This is a genomic window from Liquorilactobacillus sp. (assembly GCF_047719775.1).
Taxonomy (GTDB): domain Bacteria; phylum Bacillota; class Bacilli; order Lactobacillales; family Lactobacillaceae; genus Liquorilactobacillus.
Genome location: NZ_JBDNTS010000005.1, coordinates 29,984 through 52,365 on the forward strand (window position 1 = coordinate 29,984; position 22,382 = coordinate 52,365).

24 protein-coding genes, 1 riboswitch and 1 other annotated feature are annotated in these 22,382 nt (G+C 36.2%); of the genes, 19 read left to right on the forward strand and 5 right to left on the reverse strand.

Annotated features, from left to right (window positions below; all coding sequences use genetic code 11):
* The first annotated feature begins 1 nt into the window (after position 1).
* The 8 genes from rplQ (at position 2) to ABF682_RS03795 (ending at position 6,242) form a co-directional block, all read left to right on the forward strand.
* Positions 2 to 385: a 50S ribosomal protein L17 gene (rplQ, locus tag ABF682_RS03760; protein WP_289979578.1), complete on the forward strand. Its 384-nt coding sequence runs from the start codon at positions 2 to 4 to the stop codon at positions 383 to 385.
* A gap of 447 nt (positions 386 to 832) precedes the next feature.
* On the forward strand, positions 833 to 1,660 hold the full coding sequence (locus ABF682_RS03765; RefSeq protein WP_415619100.1) for an energy-coupling factor ABC transporter ATP-binding protein: 828 nt from the start codon (positions 833 to 835) through the stop codon (positions 1,658 to 1,660).
* Positions 1,636 to 2,517, forward strand: coding sequence for an energy-coupling factor ABC transporter ATP-binding protein (locus tag ABF682_RS03770; RefSeq protein ID WP_415619038.1), 882 nt, complete (start codon positions 1,636 to 1,638; stop codon positions 2,515 to 2,517). The genes ABF682_RS03765 and ABF682_RS03770 overlap by 25 nt, the downstream gene beginning before the upstream one ends.
* Positions 2,507 to 3,307, forward strand: a complete 801-nt coding sequence (locus tag ABF682_RS03775) for an energy-coupling factor transporter transmembrane component T family protein (RefSeq protein ID WP_415619101.1) — start codon at positions 2,507 to 2,509, stop codon at positions 3,305 to 3,307. Before ABF682_RS03770 ends, ABF682_RS03775 begins: the two co-directional genes overlap by 11 nt.
* Before the next feature lie 24 nt (positions 3,308 to 3,331).
* The gene (gene truA / locus ABF682_RS03780) at positions 3,332 to 4,099 is read left to right on the forward strand and encodes a tRNA pseudouridine(38-40) synthase TruA (protein WP_289979574.1); all 768 of its coding nucleotides are present in this window, start codon (positions 3,332 to 3,334) and stop codon (positions 4,097 to 4,099) included.
* Positions 4,100 to 4,225: 126 nt separating this feature from the next.
* A complete protein-coding gene (rplM, locus tag ABF682_RS03785) occupies positions 4,226 to 4,669 on the forward strand; it encodes a 50S ribosomal protein L13 (RefSeq protein ID WP_354669253.1) in 444 nt (147 codons plus the stop codon).
* A 12-nt stretch (positions 4,670 to 4,681) separates the two neighbouring features.
* Positions 4,682 to 5,074, forward strand: coding sequence for a 30S ribosomal protein S9 (rpsI, locus tag ABF682_RS03790; protein ID WP_289979572.1), 393 nt, complete (start codon positions 4,682 to 4,684; stop codon positions 5,072 to 5,074).
* Positions 5,075 to 5,282: 208 nt separating this feature from the next.
* Positions 5,283 to 6,242, forward strand: coding sequence for a LysR family transcriptional regulator (locus ABF682_RS03795; RefSeq protein ID WP_415619039.1), 960 nt, complete (start codon positions 5,283 to 5,285; stop codon positions 6,240 to 6,242).
* A 229-nt stretch (positions 6,243 to 6,471) separates the two neighbouring features.
* Here ABF682_RS03795 and ABF682_RS03800 read toward each other — a convergent pair whose 3' ends face one another.
* The 3 genes from ABF682_RS03800 to ABF682_RS03810 form a co-directional block, all read right to left on the reverse strand.
* The gene (locus ABF682_RS03800) at positions 6,472 to 7,656 is read right to left on the reverse strand and encodes an NADH-dependent oxidoreductase (RefSeq protein ID WP_289979569.1); all 1,185 of its coding nucleotides are present in this window, start codon (positions 7,654 to 7,656) and stop codon (positions 6,472 to 6,474) included.
* A 165-nt stretch (positions 7,657 to 7,821) separates the two neighbouring features.
* Complete coding sequence (locus ABF682_RS03805) at positions 7,822 to 8,913, reverse strand: ABC transporter permease (RefSeq protein WP_415619040.1); 1,092 nt, start codon at positions 8,911 to 8,913, stop codon at positions 7,822 to 7,824.
* Positions 8,910 to 9,644, reverse strand: coding sequence for an ABC transporter ATP-binding protein (locus tag ABF682_RS03810; protein ID WP_415619041.1), 735 nt, complete (start codon positions 9,642 to 9,644; stop codon positions 8,910 to 8,912). The genes ABF682_RS03805 and ABF682_RS03810 overlap by 4 nt, the downstream gene beginning before the upstream one ends.
* A gap of 151 nt (positions 9,645 to 9,795) precedes the next feature.
* Between ABF682_RS03810 and ABF682_RS03815 the strand changes: the two genes are divergently transcribed.
* From ABF682_RS03815 to ABF682_RS03825, 3 genes are all read left to right on the forward strand, one after another.
* Complete coding sequence (locus ABF682_RS03815; RefSeq protein WP_415619042.1) at positions 9,796 to 10,344, forward strand: TetR/AcrR family transcriptional regulator; 549 nt, start codon at positions 9,796 to 9,798, stop codon at positions 10,342 to 10,344.
* 103 nt (positions 10,345 to 10,447) lie between these two features.
* The gene (locus ABF682_RS03820) at positions 10,448 to 10,762 is read left to right on the forward strand and encodes a PadR family transcriptional regulator (RefSeq protein WP_289979565.1); all 315 of its coding nucleotides are present in this window, start codon (positions 10,448 to 10,450) and stop codon (positions 10,760 to 10,762) included.
* Positions 10,763 to 10,773: 11 nt separating this feature from the next.
* Positions 10,774 to 11,631, forward strand: a complete 858-nt coding sequence (locus ABF682_RS03825) for a hypothetical protein (protein WP_415619043.1) — start codon at positions 10,774 to 10,776, stop codon at positions 11,629 to 11,631.
* A gap of 130 nt (positions 11,632 to 11,761) precedes the next feature.
* On the opposite strand, the gene ABF682_RS03830 is transcribed toward ABF682_RS03825, so the two are convergent.
* Positions 11,762 to 12,670 carry an L-lactate dehydrogenase gene (locus tag ABF682_RS03830; protein WP_289979560.1) on the reverse strand — a complete coding sequence of 303 codons (909 nt, stop codon included), beginning with the start codon at positions 12,668 to 12,670 and terminating at the stop codon, positions 11,762 to 11,764.
* Positions 12,671 to 12,813: 143 nt separating this feature from the next.
* Positions 12,814 to 13,048: a binding site (T-box leader), on the forward strand.
* 64 nt (positions 13,049 to 13,112) lie between these two features.
* Between ABF682_RS03830 and ABF682_RS03835 the strand changes: the two genes are divergently transcribed.
* From ABF682_RS03835 to ABF682_RS03845, 3 genes are all read left to right on the forward strand, one after another.
* On the forward strand, positions 13,113 to 13,901 hold the full coding sequence (locus ABF682_RS03835; RefSeq protein WP_289979558.1) for a carbon-nitrogen family hydrolase: 789 nt from the start codon (positions 13,113 to 13,115) through the stop codon (positions 13,899 to 13,901).
* Between the two features lie 35 nt (positions 13,902 to 13,936).
* Positions 13,937 to 15,112, forward strand: a complete 1,176-nt coding sequence (locus tag ABF682_RS03840) for a pyridoxal phosphate-dependent aminotransferase (protein ID WP_289979557.1) — start codon at positions 13,937 to 13,939, stop codon at positions 15,110 to 15,112.
* A gap of 509 nt (positions 15,113 to 15,621) precedes the next feature.
* Positions 15,622 to 16,059 carry a MarR family winged helix-turn-helix transcriptional regulator gene (locus tag ABF682_RS03845; protein ID WP_289979555.1) on the forward strand — a complete coding sequence of 146 codons (438 nt, stop codon included), beginning with the start codon at positions 15,622 to 15,624 and terminating at the stop codon, positions 16,057 to 16,059.
* A gap of 266 nt (positions 16,060 to 16,325) precedes the next feature.
* On the opposite strand, the gene ABF682_RS03850 is transcribed toward ABF682_RS03845, so the two are convergent.
* The gene (locus ABF682_RS03850) at positions 16,326 to 17,210 is read right to left on the reverse strand and encodes a LysR family transcriptional regulator (RefSeq protein WP_289979552.1); all 885 of its coding nucleotides are present in this window, start codon (positions 17,208 to 17,210) and stop codon (positions 16,326 to 16,328) included.
* A 273-nt stretch (positions 17,211 to 17,483) separates the two neighbouring features.
* Here ABF682_RS03850 and ABF682_RS03855 point away from each other — a divergent pair, with 273 nt between their 5' ends.
* From ABF682_RS03855 to ABF682_RS03875, 5 genes are all read left to right on the forward strand, one after another.
* On the forward strand, positions 17,484 to 18,452 hold the full coding sequence (locus tag ABF682_RS03855) for an AEC family transporter (RefSeq protein WP_289979548.1): 969 nt from the start codon (positions 17,484 to 17,486) through the stop codon (positions 18,450 to 18,452).
* A gap of 280 nt (positions 18,453 to 18,732) precedes the next feature.
* Positions 18,733 to 19,326: an ECF transporter S component gene (locus tag ABF682_RS03860; RefSeq protein ID WP_415619044.1), complete on the forward strand. Its 594-nt coding sequence runs from the start codon at positions 18,733 to 18,735 to the stop codon at positions 19,324 to 19,326.
* A gap of 30 nt (positions 19,327 to 19,356) precedes the next feature.
* Complete coding sequence (locus tag ABF682_RS03865; protein ID WP_415619045.1) at positions 19,357 to 20,079, forward strand: glycoside hydrolase family 73 protein; 723 nt, start codon at positions 19,357 to 19,359, stop codon at positions 20,077 to 20,079.
* Between the two features lie 26 nt (positions 20,080 to 20,105).
* A riboswitch (purine riboswitch) is annotated at positions 20,106 to 20,204 on the forward strand.
* Between the two features lie 68 nt (positions 20,205 to 20,272).
* Positions 20,273 to 20,860, forward strand: coding sequence for a xanthine phosphoribosyltransferase (locus tag ABF682_RS03870; protein ID WP_415619046.1), 588 nt, complete (start codon positions 20,273 to 20,275; stop codon positions 20,858 to 20,860).
* Positions 20,853 to 22,148, forward strand: coding sequence for a nucleobase:cation symporter-2 family protein (locus ABF682_RS03875; RefSeq protein WP_415619047.1), 1,296 nt, complete (start codon positions 20,853 to 20,855; stop codon positions 22,146 to 22,148). The genes ABF682_RS03870 and ABF682_RS03875 overlap by 8 nt, the downstream gene beginning before the upstream one ends.
* Positions 22,149 to 22,382 lie beyond the last annotated feature (234 nt).

The window sequence follows — 22,382 nt, forward strand, 5'->3', positions numbered from 1 at the left end:
CATGGGTTACCGTAAATTAGGACGAACAAGTTCACATCGTAAAGCTATGTTGCGTAACTTGACGACTGACCTGCTCGTTAACGAAAAAATCGTGACAACTGATGCACGTGCTAAAGAAGTGCGTAAATCAGCTGAAAAGATGATTTCATTAGGTAAGAAAGGCGACTTAGCTTCTCGTCGTCGCGCTGCTGCATTTTTGATGAATGTTGTAGCTGACGTCAAAGAAGACGGTGATAATGTTGTTGTTCAATCAGCATTACAAAAGCTTTTCTCAGATTTAGCACCACGTTTTGAAGAACGCAATGGTGGTTACACACGCATCCTCAAGATGGAAGAACGTCGCGGAGATGCAGCAAAAATGGTTGTTCTTGAATTAGTTGACTAGTTTGAAATAACTATCATTTTGTCACTTTTATAACGATAACTGGGCGTTACGATGATGGGGTAGTCCCTAGTCTAGTCCTAAGTACCTTAATTGGGAAACCTTCGTTATAAAAAGTGATTTTTTGGTTCTAAAGCATTTTTTTGCTTTGGAACCTTTTTTATAATCGTAGAATTGAGCTTTATGAAGCAAAATTGAATTTTAATTCAATACTGTAATTAAGCCGTAAGTTGTTGGTTAAAAGATAAATTGGTGACTAGTGCTCAAACTTAATCTAGTGATGCCAAAAGTTGAATTTTCTTGGGTGTGGTCATACTATCGACCGATAGTACACTTTTACTGTATTAGAACTGTTCTTTAATTCTTGCAATACAACTCTTTTTTAATAAACTGGATATGGTATGATAAATGTTATAAAATTCTAGCTGAGGAGAGTACAGAATAGTGGATATGATTGAAATCAAAAATCTTATTTTTAAGTATCCGCAACAAGAAGTGTATAATTTCAACAATTTTAACTTGAAAGTCAAAAAGGGTGAATGGCTTGCGATTATTGGACATAATGGAAGTGGAAAGAGTACATTAGTACGTCTGATAGATGGTTTGCTGGCTCCCGAAAGTGGCGAAATTACAGTGAGTGGAATAAAATTAACGCCTGAGACAGTTTGGGATGTACGCAGTAAAATCGGCATGGTTTTTCAAAACCCTGACAATCAATTTGTTGGAGCTAACGTTGAAGATGATGTTGCTTTTGGATTAGAGAATGCTGCAATTCCACGTGAAGAAATGTTAATCAGGGTCAAACAGGCACTTGAACGTGTTGGCATGTGGAAATTTGCAGACCATGAGCCAGTTAGATTGTCAGGTGGACAGAAACAGCGAGTGGCATTGGCTGGAGTAATTGCATTAAAACCCGAGATTGTCATTCTTGATGAGGCTACAAGTATGCTTGATCCTGAAGGGCGTCTGGCAGTTTTGGAGATTATTCATGAGCTGAATCGCGTGGAGCATTTGACTGTTATTTCAATTACACATGATATTGATGAGGCATCTAAAGCACAGCGAGTGGTGGTACTAGATGATGGTAAAGTTGTTCAAGATGATATTCCTGCAGAGATTTTTTCACATAGAGCAGGTTTGATTAAAATTGGACTTGAGCCTCCTTTTTCGGAAAAATTAAAAGAGGAACTTATTAAACAAGGAATCAAAGTCCCTGATGAATATCTTACAAAAGAAGGAATGGTTGATTGGCTATGGCAATTATTTTCAAAACAGTAAATTATACGTATCAACCAGACACTCCTTTTGAACAACAGGCACTTGATAATATATCGGTTGAGATCCCTACTGGAAGTTACACTGCACTAATTGGGCATACTGGGAGCGGAAAATCTACTTTTTTGCAACATCTGAATGGACTTTTGCGCCCAACAAGTGGCGAAATTCTAATTGGTGAGCAAATAATTACGGCTGAGACTAAGAATAAGGAGTTAGGTGAGCTTCGTAAACACGTAGGGATTGTGTTTCAATTTCCTGAGACACAATTATTTGAAGAAACAGTAATTAAAGATATTGCCTTTGCACCAAAGAATTTCGGAAAAACTGAAGCGGAGGCAGAGATAATTGCGCGCAAAATGGCACGGCAAGTTGGATTAGGTGAAGAACTATTAACTAAATCTCCTTTTGAATTATCTGGCGGTCAAATGAGACGTGTTGCAATTGCTGGTATTCTTGCAATGGAACCTGAGGTCTTAGTGCTAGATGAACCAACGGCTGGGTTAGACCCCAAGGGACGTCTTGAGATGATGAGAATGTTCAAAAGGTTAAAAGAAGAACAGAACTTGACAGTTGTTTTGGTCACCCACCAAATGGATGATGTCGCCAATTATGCCGATAATGTAATTGTACTGGAAGAGGGAAAGCTGATTGCTAATGGAACACCTAGTGAAATTTTTTCGCAACCAGATTGGCTTGTTGAACATCATCTTGCATTGCCTAAGGCTGGTAAGTTTGCGTTGGCGTTTGAAAAGAAGACAGGATACAAGTTTTCAACTTTACCATTGACAGAGGTTTCCTTAGCTCGACAAATTGCATCTTTGTTGCATGAAGGTGGAGGTGATGTTCATCATGGGTAAAGTTTTATTAGGAAGGTATGTTCCTGGTGATTCAATTGTGCATCAGATGGATCCCAGAGCAAAATTGATATTAAGTTTTTTCTTTATTATTATTATCTTTTTAGCCAATAATTGGCAGTCATATGTTCTATTGTTGGCGTTAACGATAGGCAGTATTATGGCTGCAAAAGTTAACTTTGCTTTTTTTATCAAAGGTGTTCGTCCACTAATCTGGTTAATATTATTCACAGTTTTGCTACAAATTTTTTTTAGTAGCGGAGGGACCATCTTTTGGAGATGGGGACCATTTAACCTATCTTATTTTGGCTTGATTAATGGGGCGTATGTTTTTTGCAGATTTGTACTCATCATTTTTATGTCAACATTATTAACGCTGACGACAGCACCACTTGAAATTGCGGATGCGCTTGAAAAATTGATGATGCCGCTAAAGAAAATCAAGGTTCCTGTCTATGAGATTTCCCTGATGCTGTCAATTGCACTGCGATTTGTACCCACGCTGATGGATGAAACTGCGAAAATTATGAATGCACAACGTTCACGTGGGGTGAATTTTGGTGAGGGAAATATTATACAGCAGATAAAGTCGGTTGTTCCATTGCTTGTTCCGTTATTTGTTAGTTCATTCAATCGCGCCGAGGATTTGGCGACTGCGATGGAGGCACGGGGGTATCGTGGTGGTGAAGGAAGAACTAAGTATCGTGTACATTATTGGCATACGAGTGATACAATAGGATGTGCTGTCTTTGTGATAGTGATGCTTATCTTATTATTCGTGCGCCATTGGTAATTATGAGTGGATGTGAGGAATTAGATGTCAAAGAGGTATATGATAACGCTGGCGTATGATGGAACAAACTTTGCGGGATTCCAGAGCCAGCCTCAGCAACGGACTGTGCAAGATGTTTTAGAAAGCGCCGTTAATAAGATGAGTACTGCAAAAGAGTTTGTGCATGTTTTTGGTTCAGGGAGAACAGATGCTGGCGTGCACGCATATGGTCAGATTGTTCATTTTGATCTTGAAAATGATATTCCAGAACAAGGAATTGTGAATGGATTAAATAGTATGCTGCCACTGGATATGCAAGTAGTGGATGCAAAGATTGTCTCAAAGGAGTTCCATGCGCGATTTACGGCACATGGCAAACGTTATCTGTATCGTGTAAGTCGTGGACGTTTTGTCGATCCTTTCAAACGATTTTATACCGGACATTACAAGTATCCGATAGATATCGAATTAATCAAGAAGGCAATTCCAGATGTAATTGGAACACATGATTATTCAAGTTTTGTAGCGTCAGGCAGTCAAGCCAAAAGCCATGTTCGAACTATCTATGATGCAACTGTTAAGGAAGACTTTAAAAATAATGAAATAATTTTTGAATTCTTTGGAAGTGGCTTTTTATATAACCAGGTGCGAATCATGGTTGCTGCACTTCTTGAGATTGGTAATGGTAAGCGACCAGTACATGATTTTTTGCGCTTATATGAAGTTAAAAATCGCAATGAATGTCGTGCAACTGCTCCAGCAAGCGGTCTGTATTTAAAAAAAGTATATTATAATGTAGAAAACGATAAATAAGTAATCGATTTTAATTGACTTTAAGGATAAAAAAAAGTATCATAATATTTGGTATTGTTTGCCCCACGGTAGGCCCCGGAAACTTATTTTGTGTCAAACAAGCATATACAAATGGAGGAAATAAACGTGCGTACAACATATATAGCAAAACCAGGCGAAATCGAACGTAAATGGTACGTAGTAGATGCAACCGATGTTCCTTTGGGACGTCTTTCATCAACTGTTGCTTCTATCTTACGTGGTAAAAATAAACCAGTATTTACACCAAATGTTGATACAGGTGACTTTGTGATTGTTATCAATGCAGAAAAGATTGCTTTAACAGGTCGTAAAGCAACAAGAAAAATTTACTATCATCATACAGATCATCCAGGTGGTTTGAAGAGCCGTACAGCTGGTGATTACCGTGAAAAAGATCCTGAGAAGTTAATTGCTTTATCCATCAAAGGAATGCTTCCAAAGGGTACACTTGGTACAGCGCAAGCTAAGAAGTTACATGTATATCGTGGTGCAGACCACAAGCATGAAGCTCAACAACCAGAAGTATTGGATATCACAAACTTAATCTAGGAGGAAACTTAATTGGCTCAAGTACAATATAAAGGCACTGGCCGTCGCAAGAATTCTGTTGCTCGTGTACGTTTAGTACCAGGTACAGGTAAAATTGTTATGAACGGCAAGCCTGCAGAAGAATATGTTCCATTTGCAAACTTACGCGAAGTTATGGTTCAACCATTTGACGTTACAGAAACAAAGGATGCATATGATGTTCTTGTCAACGTTGATGGTGGCGGCTTCTCTGGTCAAGCTGGCGCAACACGTCATGGTATTGCCCGTGCATTGCTCGAAGTAGATCCTGATTTTCGTGGCGTCTTGAAACGTGCAGGTCTTTTGACTCGTGATGCACGTATGAAAGAACGTAAGAAACCAGGTCTTAAGAAAGCTCGTAAGGCTTCACAATTTTCAAAACGTTAATCGTTGGTATATCAATGATGAAGACACTTCCCCTTTTTGGAGAGGTGTTTTTTTTATAAAGAGAGAGCTAAAAATGGAGCGCGCAAAAGAATGAGATACAGCGATAAATTTTTCTGGACATGTTTTCGCAAAATTAAGTACAATAACAATGAAAGTACTTTGTTTAGTGTGACATTAAAAAGTAATGGATTATCCAAGGAGGGCTCGGATGAATTTTGAACAACTACTTTATGTTGAAGTTCTGGCGCAACATAATTCCATGCAAAAAGCTGCTGAGGTACTTCACATTAGCAAGTCAGGGTTAAGCATTGCAATTAATCAATTTGAAAGAGAATTGGGTGTGCGGCTATTTGATAAATCACCAGCTGGAACTCAGTTAACAATTGAAGGAGGACAGTTACTTTCCTCTATTTCAGATATTCTTAGTTTTAAAAATAATCTTGAAAATACAGCCGCTATTGTTGCTAATCCAAAAAAACATCAAAGGATTTCAATTCATTATATGAATACGATGTTAAAACCTTTTATAAATACCTTTATTGATAACTATGCAAGTAAATTCAAAAATGTGCAATTTGATATTAGTTGTCATGAATTTGAATCTATTGTCCGTCGTGTTCATAATCAAGAGATTGATGCGGGATTTATTGCTATTAATAACATCCAGGATGCAGCCGTAAAAGGTCTGGTTTTTACGCCAGTCTGTGATAGCAAGTTAGTTTTATTATGTGCTCCAGATAATTTTTTGAATACTTTGGGTAGACCAATCACCTTAGAAGATTTAAAAAAACAGCAATTTAGTATTTTCAATGATAAATTTCATGATGAAATTTTTGAAAAGTTACAATTTCAATGTGGCCCTTTATCCTTAATTTTAAGAGTAGATGATGCATGGGCGATGAACAAAGCAATAATTAAATTAAACACAGTCTGTTTTGGTCGAATATTACAGGGTGATTTATCAAGCAATCCAAATTTTTCAAACTTAAAAACAATTGATGTTGGTCATATCATTGACGATAACTTTAAACTTGGCTGGTTGACCAACCCCAATCATATGATATCTAAGAAAACACGGGAACTGTTACAAGATATTACGGCAGAAATTAAAAGAGAGTGTAATATAAATCGAAAAAGTTTGAGTACCAACTATAAATTACGAACATAACATGTACTTTGCTGTGATTAATTCAAAGTTGGACGGAGAATTTTGAATTATGGAACACTTTTATTCGTAATAAATAGAGGAGCTAGATCAAAATTTAACTTTGAATTTACTTATATATTTGGTCATAATAAAACCCCTAAAGTTGAGTGATTTTCACTTTAACTTTAGAGGTAGACCTCATTTTATCTAACTATTATGGTCACTTCATTTTGACCCAGTTCCCTGCGATTTAATTTGTCCCATCGTGAGTCACAACATCGTCCAGTTTAGTATTAGTAAGTGTCTTGAGATATTCTATCCCTGGCATAGCAAAATAGTCTGTGTTTGCAAGTAATTCAATCAAGCCGGGAGTTAAGTGAGATTTTTTAACAGATTCTTCGTTAAACTCTAAGAAAATTTTGTCCGCCTGTCCAGTTTTAAGTTTATAAGCAATTTGTGGATCAATTAAAGTTGGTCGACCTAAGCTTACAATATCTACATCGTTCAAAGCATCTTCCATTTTTTCAACGGTATGAATACCACCAGCAATTAAAATAAGCGCGGGTTTTTGGATACCTTTTCCAAGTAATTGTGCATAGTTTTTATCAGAATCATTAGGAGTAGCCGTATAATCATTTGTGGAAAGATGCACATAATCGAATTCAAAATCCGTGGACAACTTATTAACCAGTTGTTGAGATTCATGCCAAGTATAACCAACATTGTCACCATGGACTTCTTCTGGACTAATACGATAACCCACAATAAAGCCTTTTGGGGCATATTCTTCAACTACTCTAAAGACTTCTCGAGCAACCTCAATAGCAAAATTCATACGTTTTTCAAGACTGCCACCCCAAAAATCATTCCGAACATTTGAAAAACTGGAAAAGAACTCTTGAAGTAAATAATGATTTGCTCCATGAATCTCGACACCATCGAAACCACTATCAATGGCACGTTTGGTTGCGGTACCAAAATCATGTACAATATCCCATACTTCCTCTTCAGTCAATTCATGTAATGGGTAATCAATCCAAGGAAAATCAATTTTTGAAGGTACCTCCACACGACCGCCAAGAGTAATTCGGTACTGTGCTTCACGACCTGAGTGAACTAACTGAAGAATTGCCTTATTTCCATCTTTTTTTAAACCTTCAGCAATTTTTTTAAATCCTGGGACAAAGTTGTCATTATAAATTGCTAATTGTTCACGATTTGGGGCCCAAGAGCGTGAAGGTCCACCATTTGGACTGACACTTGTATATTCAACGATAACCATACCTGCTGATTGTGAACGCATATTATAATAGTCAACCGTGTCCTGCGTTATTTTTTCATCTAAACCGCTATTTGTTAGCATAGGTGATTGAGCAGTTCTGGTGGAGATTGTCGCACCATGCCGAAAGGTTACTTTATCTGTTAAATTTCTCATTATAAAAATACCTCCTTATTTTTTATAAATCAAGTATAACATTTCACAATCTTTTAGGTGTTTCGGAAATATGAATATAATGTTGAGTTTTATTGAACAGAAACGCATGCTAAACTATTACCAATGTATGGGTCTAATTTTGGAGGCTTGCTACCAAATTGTGCTTTACACCTTTCGATATCGTTTGAGGCCAACGATGTTTAAGAATGTAAAAATAACTAGAAAAACTAGAAGAATTAACCAGTCTTTCGCTATAGCATTCAAGCCCTGCCCTTTGATCATTACATTTGTCAGTGCATCTCCTGCATAGCTTAGTGGCAATAGATAACTAATGAATTTGACCCAGTGAGCCATTGTATCTAATGGAATGATCCCTGAGAAAAAAACTTGTGGTACAACAATAATTGGAATAAATTGCATCATCTGGAATTCAGAGTTGGCGAAGGTTGATACAAATAGACCGATTACAAGTGCTACTAGAGCAACTAGAATATTCGTCAGTAACACTAAGAAAAGATTGCCAACTATTTCAACTTGGAGAATATAAATAGCAAATAGGACGATTAAAAGAGTTTGCAAGATTGCAAACAACCCATAGCCGGCAAGGTAGCCAAAAACTAGCTGACTTCGACGGATTGGTGTTGCTAAAAGACGATCTAAAGTTCCAGACGTACGTTCTCTGATAAGTGCAATTCCGGAAATTAGAAAAACAAAGAAAAAAACAAAGAAACCAATTAAGACAGGAAAGATTTTATCAAAAAAGGTACTATTCGAATTACCATAAAGATATGAGTTTTTTATTTTGAAATTCGAAGAAGTTCGTTTTGTAGAAGGTTGGAGCGGCATTTCTTTCAGAGTTGCAGACAATTCTTTAATATTTGATGCTAATAGTGCATTTGCAAACAGGCTTTTAACTTGCGCACTTTTCGTAGGATCCTCATTCTCATATGTAATCTCAAGTTTATTTTTGTTACGTGTAACAAAAGCATCCAGATTGGCAGCTTGAATCTTCTGCGTATGGTTGTGTGAGTTTTGATAATGATGGATGCTCACCTTGGAATTTGGGAGTGATTGAATGATTTTGTGAGGAACACTAGTGGTAACACCAAGTTTAAGTTTTGTATCAGTATTTGAATTAAAGACTAAGTTCATTAATGTCAGAATTAAGATGGGAGCTAATAGCATCAATGCGAGAGTTCTTTTATCACGGATGATTTCTTTGATTACTCTAACTAGAACGGCTTTGAACTGAATCATTTTGAACTCACCTCTGCTTTCAAAAAGACTTCTTCAATACTGGTTGCATTGAACTTCTTTTTCAACTCGTTTGGAGTACCTAATGCGAAAATCTTACCATTGATAATTAGTCCGACTAAATCGCATTTTTCTGCTTCGTCCATAACATGTGTTGTCACAATAATTGCTTTTTGAATAGTTGCCAGAGCACGTAACTGTGTCCAAATGTCAAGTCGCAAACTAGGGTCAATTCCAACTGTTGGTTCATCCAAGATAATCAAATCAGGATTGGCTAATAATGCAATAGCCAGGGAAAGACGGCGTTTCATTCCACCAGAAAAAGCAGCGACAATTTGGTGCAGTGAATCTGTTAGGTTGACTAGGGATATATTTTTATTAATAGCAGCGGTTAGTTCTGCACCCGTAATTCCCATAAGGTTACCAAAGAAAGTTAGGTTCTCTAGCGCGGTTAGTGTTTCATATAAAGCATCTGTTTGGCCCATGTATCCAATCTTCTCAAGAATTTGACGATTGGGCATCTTTTCTCCAAGAATGGCAGCAGATCCAGTATCAAGTTTCTCCATACCTAGCAGACACTTGATAGTTGTTGTTTTACCAGAACCACTTGGGCCGATTAAGCCAATTATTTGGCCTTGTTTGATGTTTAATGTAATATCGCTGAGCACTTTTTTTTGACCAAAAGATTTAGAAGCATGGTTGATTGATGCGATTGTATAATTAAAATCGGTCATGGATAAATCCTCCTTTTTACTTTTAATGTACATTGTGTTTATTATATATATATTTGAAGTATAAGAGTTTTTATAAATTCTACAAGTAAAAAGACGAGATAATGGACAGATTAAGAAAATTGATTTTTAGGTTGTGAAAGGTGGAACCTGCATGATGGATTTGAGGTACCAAAAGACGAAAATTGCAATCTTAAGGGCAATTGAGGTATTGTTGCAAAATAAAGATTTTGAGAAGATTTCAATTAAAGATATTTGTGAAGCAGCACAAATAAGTCGCAGTGCATTTTACCTTCATTATACTGATAAATATGATTTAGCAAAGCAATGTCAACTTGAATTAATTGAGAAGGGAAACCGGCTTATCAAAGAATCTGTCATCGTTAAACGTAGGGAATTGATGCTGACAATGTTAAACTTGCTTTTGGGAGAAGGAAGGGTACTAGCATTATTGATTTCGAGTCATGGGTCAAGTGAAATTCAAGATAATATTCGTTATTTGATGCGTGAGAATGCACGTGAGAATATTTTACCACTTACAAATCTCAAGTTCGAAAACACAACTGAAGAGCGCTATTTTCTCAGTTTTTTTAGCAATGCTCTGTTCGGTGTAATTCAAGAATGGATTAATTCTGGACAAAAAGAAACACCCGAAGAAATCGTAGCACTTGTGGATAAAAACTTCCTATTTGAATTCGAATAAGGATAAAGGTATATTTTCACTACTATGCTTTACAAACTACTTCCCCTATGTTATCTTTTTATGGTAGTTAGCATTACATACTAGTTGGAAAGGAGTTATCAATTTGAGCAAAACACAAATGCTGAAAGGTGTACTTGAAGGTTGCGTTTTGCAAGTAATTTCAAAACACGAAACCTATGGGTATCAGTTGGTTCAAGAATTACGAACAGCCGGGTTCAAGGATGTAATTGGTGGAACTATTTATCCTATTTTGCAGAAATTAGAAAAAAAAGAACTGATTACTGGTGTGATGAAACCTTCACCTGAAGGACCAAGCCGCAAGTATTTCAATATAACTCTAACGGGGCAAGAAAAACTAGCAATTTTTATGTATGACTGGCGTGAAATTAATGGAAGTGTTAATCAGATCTTCAAGTAGGGGGAAATCGGATGAGTAGTAGAGACAAGCAGGTTGAAGGTATCAGAAATAAGATGAACGAGTTACAGAAAAAGTTAGAGGGTGAAAATGCTACCTTTTTTGATGATCTCAGAGGTTACTTGATTACATCCAGTCTTTTTTATGATGAATTAGATGTGACAGAACAATCTTATAATGTTTGTGTTGATTTGATTGAAGCACAAGAAAATGGGCAGACAGCACAAGAATATTTTGGCAAGGATAGTCGTAAGCTTGCCGACAGTATGATTAAAAATTTTAGGCATGCAGGCTATCGCGAAATCATGGAGTTAATATTATTACCAATTGGGATATATTGGGCAATATCATTTATTAGTGACTTTGCAAAGAGAGGTGCACTAAAAATAAATATTCTCGAATATATATTGATTGCATTACTTTCGCTGGGAATGGTAGTAATTGTTTTTGAGGCAGTTCATAAATCAATTTATTTGAGTGAAAATAATCCATTTAGAAAATCAAAAATCGTTCAATTTATCATTGGAACTATTTTCTTTACTTGTATCACAGGTGCGTTTGTGACAATTAGTGTATTTACACCACCAATTTGGGTAGCTAAGTTGGTGTATCCAGGTGATGTAATTCTAATGTTAACCGTCACAGCAATTTTTCTCGGCTGGATTATTATTGGAAGAAAAAGAGAACTGTATAGTATTACTCCTTTTATTGTATTGATGGCTGCTGTTGGGATGTTACAAAGAATACCCGTAATGTTAGCAGTTGTAGGTTCCAATAATATCAAGTTTTTAGCGGTGGGTGCAGCAATTAGCGGTTTCTTAATCAATATTGTTTGGGGAAGAATTGAGATGAAGAGAATAGCACACGATTAAAAGTAAAAATTTTTTTATAAGTAAAAAGATGATACCGTTATAGATTTTCTGGCATCATCCTTTTAAATAATTTGCAATTCTTAAAACTTGGGGTTTAGAAATGTAACTTCTATATGTTACATAGCACTTTTTATTTATTTAGTTTTTCCTTAATAATCTTAGCGGAGTTGTCTAACTGAACTTTTTCTTCAATTGACAATGAAATTGAGTTGACTTCAATTATTCCTTTGCGACCAACGACTGCAGGGTAACCAATGTAATGACCATATTCTTCAAGATAGACAGAAGTTGGACAGGCTAAATGTGCATCTGAAAGAACTGCCTGTGTCAACTTGATTGCACAGGTCGCGATTGCATAGCAAGTATAGTGTTTGCCAGAGAAGACTAACCAACCGCCACGGCGCGCCTGTTGATCAAGTGAGGTTAAATCGAGACCTTTTTCCTCTGCGATTTTAATGATTGGATGACCTTTAACTTCAATAGTTGTCCATGCAGTGTATTGGGATTCACCGTGTTCACCCAAAACATATCCGCTGACATTTTTAGGATCTTCGTGTAGAGCTTGACCAACGGCGCGTTGCATTCTAGCTGTATCCAAGAATGTTCCGGTTCCGAAGACTTGTGCTTTGCTGAGACCAGTCTGTTGTTGCAATAACGTGGTAATTACATCACAAGGATTACTGATATTGATAACAACACCATGGAATCCAGATGTTTTAAGATTTGCTGCAACTTCTTCAACCGCTTCTGTATTGAAATTAAGCTCTCCAAAGCGATCACCATCCATTTTGATGGAATCGATGTTTCCAAAGGCAGTGATGACGACATCAGCATCAGATAGTGAGTCATAATCCTGTGGGATAATCTTGGTGAACGTGTCTAGTCGTGCAAGTGTATCACGCAAGTCATATTCTTCTGCAGTCGTCTTGTCATCATTAGTATCAATAATAACTAATTCATCGGCAATTCCCTTTGTAACTAAAGTATAGGCAATCGTGGCACCAACATGTCCTAAACCAATTATTCCAATTTTGCGCATTTTAAGTTCCTCCCCGTTACTAAAATTTCAGTAAAACACTGTTATCAATTTAAATTTTAAATTAGTGAATGTCAAGTAAAAAAAGATTTTAATCTTGACATAACTGTCTTTTCAGATAAAATAGCCTTGTGAACATTAAAATGAATAACATAATGAAAAGTAGAGTATATGTGTAAATTTTTGAGAGAGCTCTCAGTTGGTGTGAGAGAGTAAATGAATGCATAGAAAATGAGCTTGGAATGGTGCTTAGCAACTTGTGAGCTAGCAACGGATTTGTGCACGTTATTGACACATGCTAAATTACATGTTTTTAGCTGTGGAGGTGTTATCTATGAAGATAGCACAAATCAAGGTGGTAACACGAGACTCGTCCTTACATACAAGGGATGAGTCTTTTTTTGGTAAAGAAAAGATAATACAAGTTATTAGAAAGCAGGTAGATATGAAAAAATTCAAAGCAAGTCTTTTGCAATTGGACATAACTTTTGGTAATCCAGAAGCTAATTACATTAATGTTGAGAAGTATATTAGAAAAGCAGTTCTTAGTAAGCCAGATGTCTTAGTATTACCTGAAATGTGGAATACAGGATATGCCTTGGACGAGCTGGGAGAGATTGCAGATCAAGATGGCAAAAGAACTAGGGCTTTTCTCGCAAAACTCGCCAAACGGTTTGCAGTTAACATTGTCGGCGGTTCAGTGGCAACTAAAGAGGATGGAAAATTCTACAATACAAGTTATGTATTTGATCGTAAAGGTAATTTAGTTAGCCAATATCAGAAGGTTCATTTATTTGGTCTGATGAATGAAGATGATTTTATCAGTGCTGGTTCAACTCAAAATCAATTCGTGCTGGATGATATCAAGGCAGCGGGGGTAATTTGTTATGACATTCGTTTTCCAGAATGGGAACGTAAGTTGATGTCAAATGGGCAACAGATACTTTTTGTGAGTGCACAATGGCCAACTAAGCGCATTGCGCAATGGAAAATGCTATTATGTGCACGTGCAGTTGAAAATCAAGCATTTGTAGTTGCAGTTAATCGTGTTGGTGAAGCACCTAAGGATAGTTTTAACGGTCATTCCTTAGTGATTGATCCATTAGGTAAGATCTTAATAGAAGGTACTACAGATGTAGAAGGAATTTTTACCTGTGAATTTGATCTAGATGATTTAATACAAGTGCGGGGAAATATACCGGTCTTCAAAGATCGCCGGCCAGAACTATATTAATGAAGAACAAGCATCTAAAGAAGGAGAAATGCATAATGTTTTTTGAAGAATCAGAACTTTTAAAGAATTTACCAACACAATTTTTTGCAACACTTGTAGCCAAGGTTAATCAGAAGGTTGCTGCTGGAAATGATGTAATCAATCTTGGACAAGGGAATCCTGATCAGCCGACATTTGACTATATTGTTAAAGAGTTGCAAGAACAAGCGACTCAGCCAATCAACCACAAATATTCGCAGTTTAGGGGTCTCCATGCACTTAAAGTTGCTGCTGCAAAATTCTATAAGGAAAAGTACGGAGTTGATTTGGAGCCTGAGTCTGAAGTTGCAATCTTAGGCGGTTCAAAAATTGGACTGGTTGAATTACCATGGGCATTGATGAATCCAGCTGAACTATTGCTGCTGCCAGATCCAGGTTATCCAGATTATCTATCAGGAGTAAGCTTGGGTAAGGTTAATTATGAAACTTTCCCATTAAAAAGGGAGAACAATTTTTTGCCAGATTATCAAGACATTGACGAAGAAACTGCAAAAAAAGCAAAATTTATTTATTTGAACTACCCGAACAATCCAACAGGAGCAGTTGCTACCAAAGAATTTTATAAGAGGACAGTTGCTTTTGCACGTAAATATAATATAGGAATTGTGAGTGATTTTGCATATGGGGCAATAGGCTTTGATGGATATCATAATCCAAGTTTTTTGGAGGCTGATGGAGCAAAAGATGTTGGTATTGAAATGTACACTTTTTCGAAGACCTTCAATATGGCAGGGTGGAGAATTGCATTTGCTGTTGGGAATCCATCTATGATAGAAGCAATTAACTTGATTCAGGATCATTTGTTTGTGAGTGTTTTCCCAGCCATCCAAGAAGCAGCAGTTACGGCATTATTAGATTCGCAAGAAGAGACTGAAGTAAAGAAGCTTGTCAGCAAGTACGAAGAACGACGTAATGCTTTTGTCGGTGCAGCTAAGAAGATTGGATGGAATGCATTTATTCCTGGAGGGACCTTCTATGCTTGGATGCCTGTCCCTGAAGGTTATACAAGTGAGAGCTTTGCCGATTTATTGCTAGAAAAGGCAAATGTTGCAGTTGCACCAGGCAAAGGATTTGGAATAATGGGAGATGGATATGTCCGAATTGGGTTATTAGTTGAACCAGAACGACTAGTAGAAGCGGTAAAACGGATTGAGAAGTTAAAACTTTTCTAAAGAAATAGGAATGGATATTCATATTTTTAACAATTAACACTATGATTATGGGTATAAGAATTAGTATAAAATGAGATCTAAATTTATTTTTTAACTTACTATAATTTGTTGCCTTCTTCTATCGTATTAAAATTTTGCTAGTTAAAAAAAATGATAAGTTATAAGAAAAAATTTATTTTTTTTAGTAATTTAAATGATATAGATGGGCTGACGTTAGCTTTTTTTTAAAAGTTCTTGATAGTATAATATAGAAGTGAAGTTTAACTTTTTACACAATAGAAAGTTAACAAAAGGATGAAAGCACTTAAAAAGCTTAATGTGTGGTGATGAATAGCAAGGATTAAGGCAAATAACTGGTTTTTTACCTTAAAAAGCATATAATGATAAACAAGAATTTGTATTAAGTTGTGATTTTAGGCATCGTAGCTTGACAGCAAGAATTAATTCTAGTATATTAAGTAAGTTCAAGTTGAATATAAATAATTTAGCAAAAAAATGGAGGAAAAAAAGTGATAACTTTACAAAAGTCTTTAACTAATTTAATGCAAGTATTAAGGTTACATGAACATCGTCAAAATGATCCTGATTTCGAAAAATTAGGAGCAATCGATGTCTATTACCTTGAAGCAATTTATCAATTAAAGGAACCCACAATTGGTATGATTTCAAAATTGCTTGATCAATCAACACCTAATACTAACTATCATATTAAAAAATTAATGCGACTTGGTTTAATTGAGAAACGCTTAGATGATACAGATCGGCGTGTTACTCATTTGATGGTTACGGAGAAATATCTCAAGATGCTTGAGTCAGATAATGAATTCTGGCAAAGACTAGAAAATCGTTTGGAAGATGAGGTTGCACCAAAGGATCTAGCGATTTTTAAGCGAGTTTTACGCCAAACTATTGAGGTCGTTTCTGATGAAAGCTTAGACGAATTTTAAATAGAATCCATTAGTTAGGGAGTGTACCGTAAGTCGGAGGGTTCGAGTTAGTAATTCGAAGTTGGACGGAGAATCTTGATTTATGAAGCACGTTTATTCGTAATAGGTAGAGGGACTAGATCAAAACTTAACTTTTGATCTAGTTCTTTTTTTTACACTAAAAAACTTCTAAAAGTGTCTTGCTTAATTCAACTTTTAGAAGCCACTATAATTCGCAGCTCTGTATTGCTGCTCGAATTTTACTACTTTATTACACAAATTTTTTCTTATAAATTAATTTTCTGTGGGAGTATCTCTATCAGGCGTTGCTGGAGTTGGGTAAGCATATGCGAGTGCCGATATACAAGTGAGAGAAGAAACTCTGGTTGATCAGCATCAGCAATATCTAGGACTTTGATTCCAGCTTCTGGAGGTAAGGCCAACTCGGTTAAGAAGCTTATCCCCATATTTTCTTTAATCATTGCTTTTAAGATATGAACGTCATTGGAGCGATGAATAATCTGCGGACGAAATTGGTTAGCATGACACATCTTGCTGAAAGCAATTGAGTGAATGAAACGGTCATCTAATATAATGAACTTTTCCTGTGCCAATTCTTTGAAATTGACACTTTTTTGTTGTGCCAAAGGATGTTTCTCACTGACTGCAATCTTAAAATGTGTACGATCGAAAATTTTGGCATCGAGTTTGGAGTCCACAATTGGTGTAATCGAACCAATTAAGGCTAAATCAAGCGTTCCGTCAATAATATAGTTAAGCATCTCATTTGATCCAGATTCGAAAATATCTAATTTATCAATTAAGCCAGCACGTAATAATTCTGGGGCTACGTGTGGAAAATAATAAGTTCCAATAATCGGCGGTAAACCAAACATTACTTTTTCGCTTGAAATTCTGGCAAGCTCTTTTTTCATGACTTCTAGTTCATTCAATATTTGCGTAACATGCCGATCGAGCTGTTCGCCACTTGGAGTGACGACTAATTGTTTATGAGAGCGATCACGGACAAATAATTTAACTTCAAGTTCTGTTTCTAAACGTTTAATCGCCATTGTGATTGTAGGTTGGCTCACGTTGAAGAAAGATGCAACCTGAGAAAAGTTTTTGTATTTGACCAATTCATGGAAGTAATGAAACTCCCTAATATTCATAATAAATCCTCCTTGTAAAATTAGCATAATATTCTTCATATAAAAACAATTGATAGTATAATGCAACTTTGACTATAAATTAAGACAAGTTTAACATATCAAGTGAGTTTAGCAATGCTTTTAGAGATGAAAATAATGAGTATCTTAATTTATTTTTCAAATAAAAGCTTTTCACTTTGTGGAGATAATCAGCTTATTCCATGATTATCTCTGTTTCATAGCAATAATTTTTTGAAGTAGTTTATTAATAATAATTTATGGGGGTAATAAGAAATGACAGTATTTTTAACTTCAGTTTCTAGTGTAACAGTTATTGTCTTGATAATGGCTTTAGGATACATTCTAAGAAGATCTGGGTGGTTTTCAGATACATTTGGCAAGAATATTTCTTCTTTGATTACTAAAATTGCTTTACCGGCATCAATCTTTGTCGCTGTAATGAATAATTTAACACGAAGTAAATTGTTCGGTTTATCAACAGGGCTACTGTTTCCTGCAATAGCGGTAATATTAGGTTATATAATTGCGTGGGTAACAGTTAAAGTCTTGAAAATTCCAGCAGGACGCCGTGGTATTTTTATGAATGCCGTTGTTAATGCTAATACCATCTTTATTGGGATGCCATTGAACAATGCACTTTTTGGTTCAAAAGCAACAACTTACTTCTTAATTTACTATATCATTAACACTGTTTCTACTTGGGCATTTGGTGTATTTTTAATCTCCAATGATGACCCAACTGTTGATAAAAGTAAGAAAAAGGCACAAAAATTAAATTGGAAAAAACTCTTACCAATGCCACTTGTTGGTTTTATTGTTGCCGTTGTCTGGATGCTTATTGGCATTCCAGTTCCATCATTTGCTGAACAAACTTTGACATATGTAGGTTCACTTGTGACACCATTGTCATTAATTTATATTGGGATTGTACTTGCGGATGCAGGTCTAAGCAACATGAAACTCGATCGAGATACTATTTTAGCTCTATTAGGTCGATTTGTGTTGTCCCCAGTGGTTTTAATTATATTAATTAAACTGGGTGGATCATTAGGATTGGGTATGCCAACGTTAATGAGCCAGACGTTGATTGTGCAATCTGCGACACCAATGCTTGCTGTACTTCCTATTTTAGCGAATGAGGCTCATGGTGATGTTAAATATGCAACAAATGTTGTAACAATTAGTACTGTATTGTTTATTGTGATTGTGCCAATTTTGATGGCAGTTATTCAGTTTGTCTAACCATTATGGGGCACTTCAAAATATATCAAGCCCAAAAATTAGCTTGAATCAATGAAGCTTTCGAAAATTAAGAATATAATTAAGGATGGAGTTGGGTCAAAAGTTAAATTTTGATTCAGCTCCTTTTCTTGCATCTAGTCAAATTCTTAATTATTATTCTTGGGTCTTTGAACTAGTGATTTGCTAATGATTTTAAATTATTGTCCCCCTTTTTTGTGAGTAAAAAAAGATGGATTGTGTTATAATCGATTCTATATTAATGCGAGTGGAGTTGGAAAATTTGAGTAATCATCAAAAAACAAGAAGGCTCGTTTTTTTGTCTTTTTTTACAGCAATTATCATTGTCCAAAATCTAGTTCCATTTTTAGGATATTTACCAATTGGCCCACTAGACTTAACTTTAATCCACATTACAGTCATTGTTGCGGCTTTTGTACTTGGCCCAGTGGATGGTGCAATCGTTGGGGGTATTTGGGGTGTAATAACTTTTGTAAGAGCATTTATTTGGCCAACCAGTCCCTTAGCTACAATTGTTTTTGTGAATCCATTAATCGCTATATTACCCCGTATCATGATAGGTATTGTTGCTGGAGGGATATTTGGAATTGCGCTTAAAAGATATAAGAAACCTTATAGGGTTTTACCGGTGGCGGCAATCTTGGGAGCCTGTTGCAATACGCTCTTGGTACTGGGACAAATTTATCTGTTTTATCAAGGAAAGTCCCAAATCTTGTATCATATTGATGCTAAAGCTCTTTTGCCATATCTATTGACTGTCGTAGGAACAAATGGAATTCCTGAAGCAATTCTTGCTGGAATAGTTGCTCCCCTAATTAGTGTTCCATTGATAAAAAGATGGAACTTCCACAAATGAGATTGTTCGAAAATGAAAGGTTGAGTCTTTGTGCCTAGGAAAAAAAGTACAAGAACACGAATGGTTAATAAGAGAAAGCCCTCTGCAAGAAGAAAAGGAAAGTCTAAAAAAAAATGGGGGATATTTTACACAAATGGGCACGTGCAAATTTTTAATGTTGCCGTGGCTTTGTTGATTCTTGGAATTCTAGGAGTGCAGTTGCTTGGGTGGGTAGGTAGAGTTGGTGAACAAAATAATCAAAATGCACAAACTAGTCAAATAAGTGATGCAACAAAGCGCAAATTTATTACTGCACTGCTACCAATTGCACAAGCGCAGCAAAAGCAATACAAGATATTAACCAGCATAACTTTAGCCCAGGCTGCGCTTGAATCTGATTGGGGCCAGAGCCAACTGGCTGCACGATACTATAATCTGTTTGGGGTAAAGAGTAGTGCGTCAAATGCGAAGGCTTTGACGACAAAAGAATATGTTAATGGTCAATGGATTACGGTAACTGCTAATTTTGCTGTTTATACAAGTTGGACACAGTCAATTGAGGCGCATACGAAACTATTTGTGCAAGGAACTGCGTGGGATAGTCAGCATTATCAGGTCGTTTTGACTGCCAACAATTATAAGGAGGCAGCTCAAGCGCTACAAGCAAAAGGCTATGCAACCGATCCTGATTATGCAGCAAAACTAATTAATGTGATTCAGACATACAAATTAAATAAATATGATACCTTATCTGAAACAAACACGAATGAATAGTATTGAAAAATAGATTTTCATATGTTAATCTTCAATAAGATATTGCTTATATAATGTCATAATATGGTTGACGAGTTTCTACCTAGGACCGAAAATCTTAGACTATAAGTAAAAAAGCTGTTATTTAGTGGGCTTCTTTTACTGTTTTTGACCGTAGAAGAAGTCTTTTTATTTTGCAAAGGAGAGACAAAAAGTGAAGTTATTAGAGAATCGCATTCGTGAAGATGGACTGGTTCTACCAGGCAATGTATTAAAGGTTAATCAATTCTTGAATCATCAAATTGATCCTGATTTGATGTATAAATTAGGACAAGAATTTGTGAAATTATATCAGGGTGAGGAAATCACTAAGATAGTGACAATCGAAGCATCAGGGATTGCGCCCGCAATAATGACTGGTTTGATTTTGCATGTTCCTGTTTTATTTGCACGCAAGCAAAAAAGCAGCACTATGAATGCAGGCTTGTACACTGCGGAGGTTTATTCATACACTAAGAAAGTGAAAAATACTGTTTCTGTGGATCAAAAGTTCTTGAACAAGAATGATCGTGTTTTAATTATTGATGATTTTTTGGCTAATGGACAAGCAGTTCAAGGATTGATAGATATCTGCAAGGCAGCGCAAGCTGAAGTAGTTGGTGTTGGAATTGCAATTGAGAAGTCTTTTCAAGATGGAGCAGAGTTAATTAAGAAACAAGATATTCGGCTTGAATCACTTGCTCGAATCTCATCTTTTGCTGACAATCAGGTTCATTTTGTGGAGGATAAAGACAATGAATAATGATGAGCTCAAGGAAGTTTCACATGGGAAAGCAGCTATCTTAGGAATTCAGCACCTCTTAGCAATGTATTCGGGTGCGGTAGCAGTTCCCTTGTTGATTGGTGTGGCTCTGAAGTTCAATAGTACACAGATGACTTATCTGGTTTCAATCGATATCTTCATGTGTGGGTTAGCAACATTATTGCAATTATTAAGGAATCGTTATTTTGGAATTGGCTTACCCGTAGTCTTAGGATGCGCCATTCAAGCAGTTGAACCGCTTAAAATGATTGGCAAACAGTTTTCGATTGGAACAATGTATGGTGCAATAATTGTTGCCGGGATTTTTGTATTTCTGATTGGGGGACAATTTGCCAGAATTAAGAAGCTTTTTCCACCAGTCGTAACAGGATCATTGATTACCGTTATCGGACTAACCTTGATTCCAATTGCTGTCCAAAATATTGGTGGTGGTGATGCAGCAGCTAAAACATTTGGCAGTTTGCAAAATCTTTTACTAGGATTAATTACAATCGTTGTCATATTGGTGATTCAGGTTTGGGGAAAAGGGTTCATTAGTTCTATTGCTATTTTGATTGGATTAGTTGTAGGAACAATCACAGCATCATTTATGGGCCTTGTTTCAACTTCTCCAATCTCAGAAGCAGCATGGTTTCATATCCCGCAACCATTTTATTTTGGTGCGCCACAATTTGAATGGTCATCATCGCTGACTATGATAATTATTGCTTTGGTCTCAATGGTTGAGTCAACGGGTGTATTTTTTGCATTAGGAAGTATTTTGGATAAGAAGATTACGTCGGATGATCTGAAAAGAGGTTATCGAGCTGAGGGATTAGCTGTAATTCTCGGTGGAATCTTTAACACTTTTCCTTACACGACCTTTTCACAAAATGTAGGCTTGCTGCAACTTTCTGGTATCAAAACAAAACGTCCAATCTATTGGTCAGCAGTAATCTTAATGATGATGGGACTTTTGCCGAAAATTGGAGCAGTTGCAACAATTATTCCAACTCCTGTTTTAGGTGGGGCAATGCTAGTGATGTTTGCAATGATTAGTGTCCAAGGTATGCGGATGCTCTTCGCAGTTGATTTTTCTGATGAGCGTAATATTTTAATTGTTGCTTTGGCTGTTGGAATGGGTCTTGGTGTTTCTGTGTACCCAGGTATTTTTCAATTTTTACCAAAAACAGCGCAATTATTTTTAGGAAATGGAATTGTTGTAGCAAGCATAACATCAGTCCTATTAAATATTATTTTCAAGGGGAAAGATGGTTTGGTTGAATAACTAAAATAAAAATGTGACTTGTGAAACACGTTTATTCATAATAAATAAAGAGCTGGGTCAAAATTTAACTTTTGACTCAGCTCCTGCTTTTTATTTTGGAAAGTGCTCAAAGATTACCCAATTTTTGATGCATTCATATATTTAACATGCTAACAAAAATAATCTTTTGTGCCTAATTCAAATTACTTATAACCAATCCCAGGTTAATTACGTAATTTACATTAGTGCTCAAAG

Excerpts from the sequence above, each read along its gene's own strand:
- ABF682_RS03765 (WP_415619100.1), top strand. The coding sequence starts at position 833 with ATGATTGAAATCAAAAATCTTATTTTTAAGTATCCGCAACAAGAAGTG.
- ABF682_RS03830 (WP_289979560.1), bottom strand. The coding sequence starts at position 12,670 with ATGCGCAAAATTGGAATAATTGGTTTAGGACATGTTGGTGCCACGATT.
- ABF682_RS03850 (WP_289979552.1), bottom strand. The coding sequence starts at position 17,210 with ATGAATATTAGGGAGTTTCATTACTTCCATGAATTGGTCAAATACAAA.
- ABF682_RS03875 (WP_415619047.1), top strand. The coding sequence starts at position 20,853 with ATGAATAATGATGAGCTCAAGGAAGTTTCACATGGGAAAGCAGCTATC.
- truA (WP_289979574.1), top strand. The coding sequence starts at position 3,332 with ATGTCAAAGAGGTATATGATAACGCTGGCGTATGATGGAACAAACTTT.
- ABF682_RS03840 (WP_289979557.1), top strand. The coding sequence starts at position 13,937 with ATGTTTTTTGAAGAATCAGAACTTTTAAAGAATTTACCAACACAATTT.
- ABF682_RS03805 (WP_415619040.1), bottom strand. The coding sequence starts at position 8,913 with ATGATTCAGTTCAAAGCCGTTCTAGTTAGAGTAATCAAAGAAATCATC.
- ABF682_RS03770 (WP_415619038.1), top strand. The coding sequence starts at position 1,636 with ATGGCAATTATTTTCAAAACAGTAAATTATACGTATCAACCAGACACT.
- ABF682_RS03825 (WP_415619043.1), top strand. The coding sequence starts at position 10,774 with ATGAGTAGTAGAGACAAGCAGGTTGAAGGTATCAGAAATAAGATGAAC.
- ABF682_RS03835 (WP_289979558.1), top strand. The coding sequence starts at position 13,113 with ATGAAAAAATTCAAAGCAAGTCTTTTGCAATTGGACATAACTTTTGGT.
- ABF682_RS03795 (WP_415619039.1), top strand. The coding sequence starts at position 5,283 with ATGAATTTTGAACAACTACTTTATGTTGAAGTTCTGGCGCAACATAAT.
- rplQ (WP_289979578.1), top strand. The coding sequence starts at position 2 with ATGGGTTACCGTAAATTAGGACGAACAAGTTCACATCGTAAAGCTATG.
- ABF682_RS03810 (WP_415619041.1), bottom strand. The coding sequence starts at position 9,644 with ATGACCGATTTTAATTATACAATCGCATCAATCAACCATGCTTCTAAA.
- ABF682_RS03800 (WP_289979569.1), bottom strand. The coding sequence starts at position 7,656 with ATGAGAAATTTAACAGATAAAGTAACCTTTCGGCATGGTGCGACAATC.
- ABF682_RS03855 (WP_289979548.1), top strand. The coding sequence starts at position 17,484 with ATGACAGTATTTTTAACTTCAGTTTCTAGTGTAACAGTTATTGTCTTG.
- ABF682_RS03815 (WP_415619042.1), top strand. The coding sequence starts at position 9,796 with ATGATGGATTTGAGGTACCAAAAGACGAAAATTGCAATCTTAAGGGCA.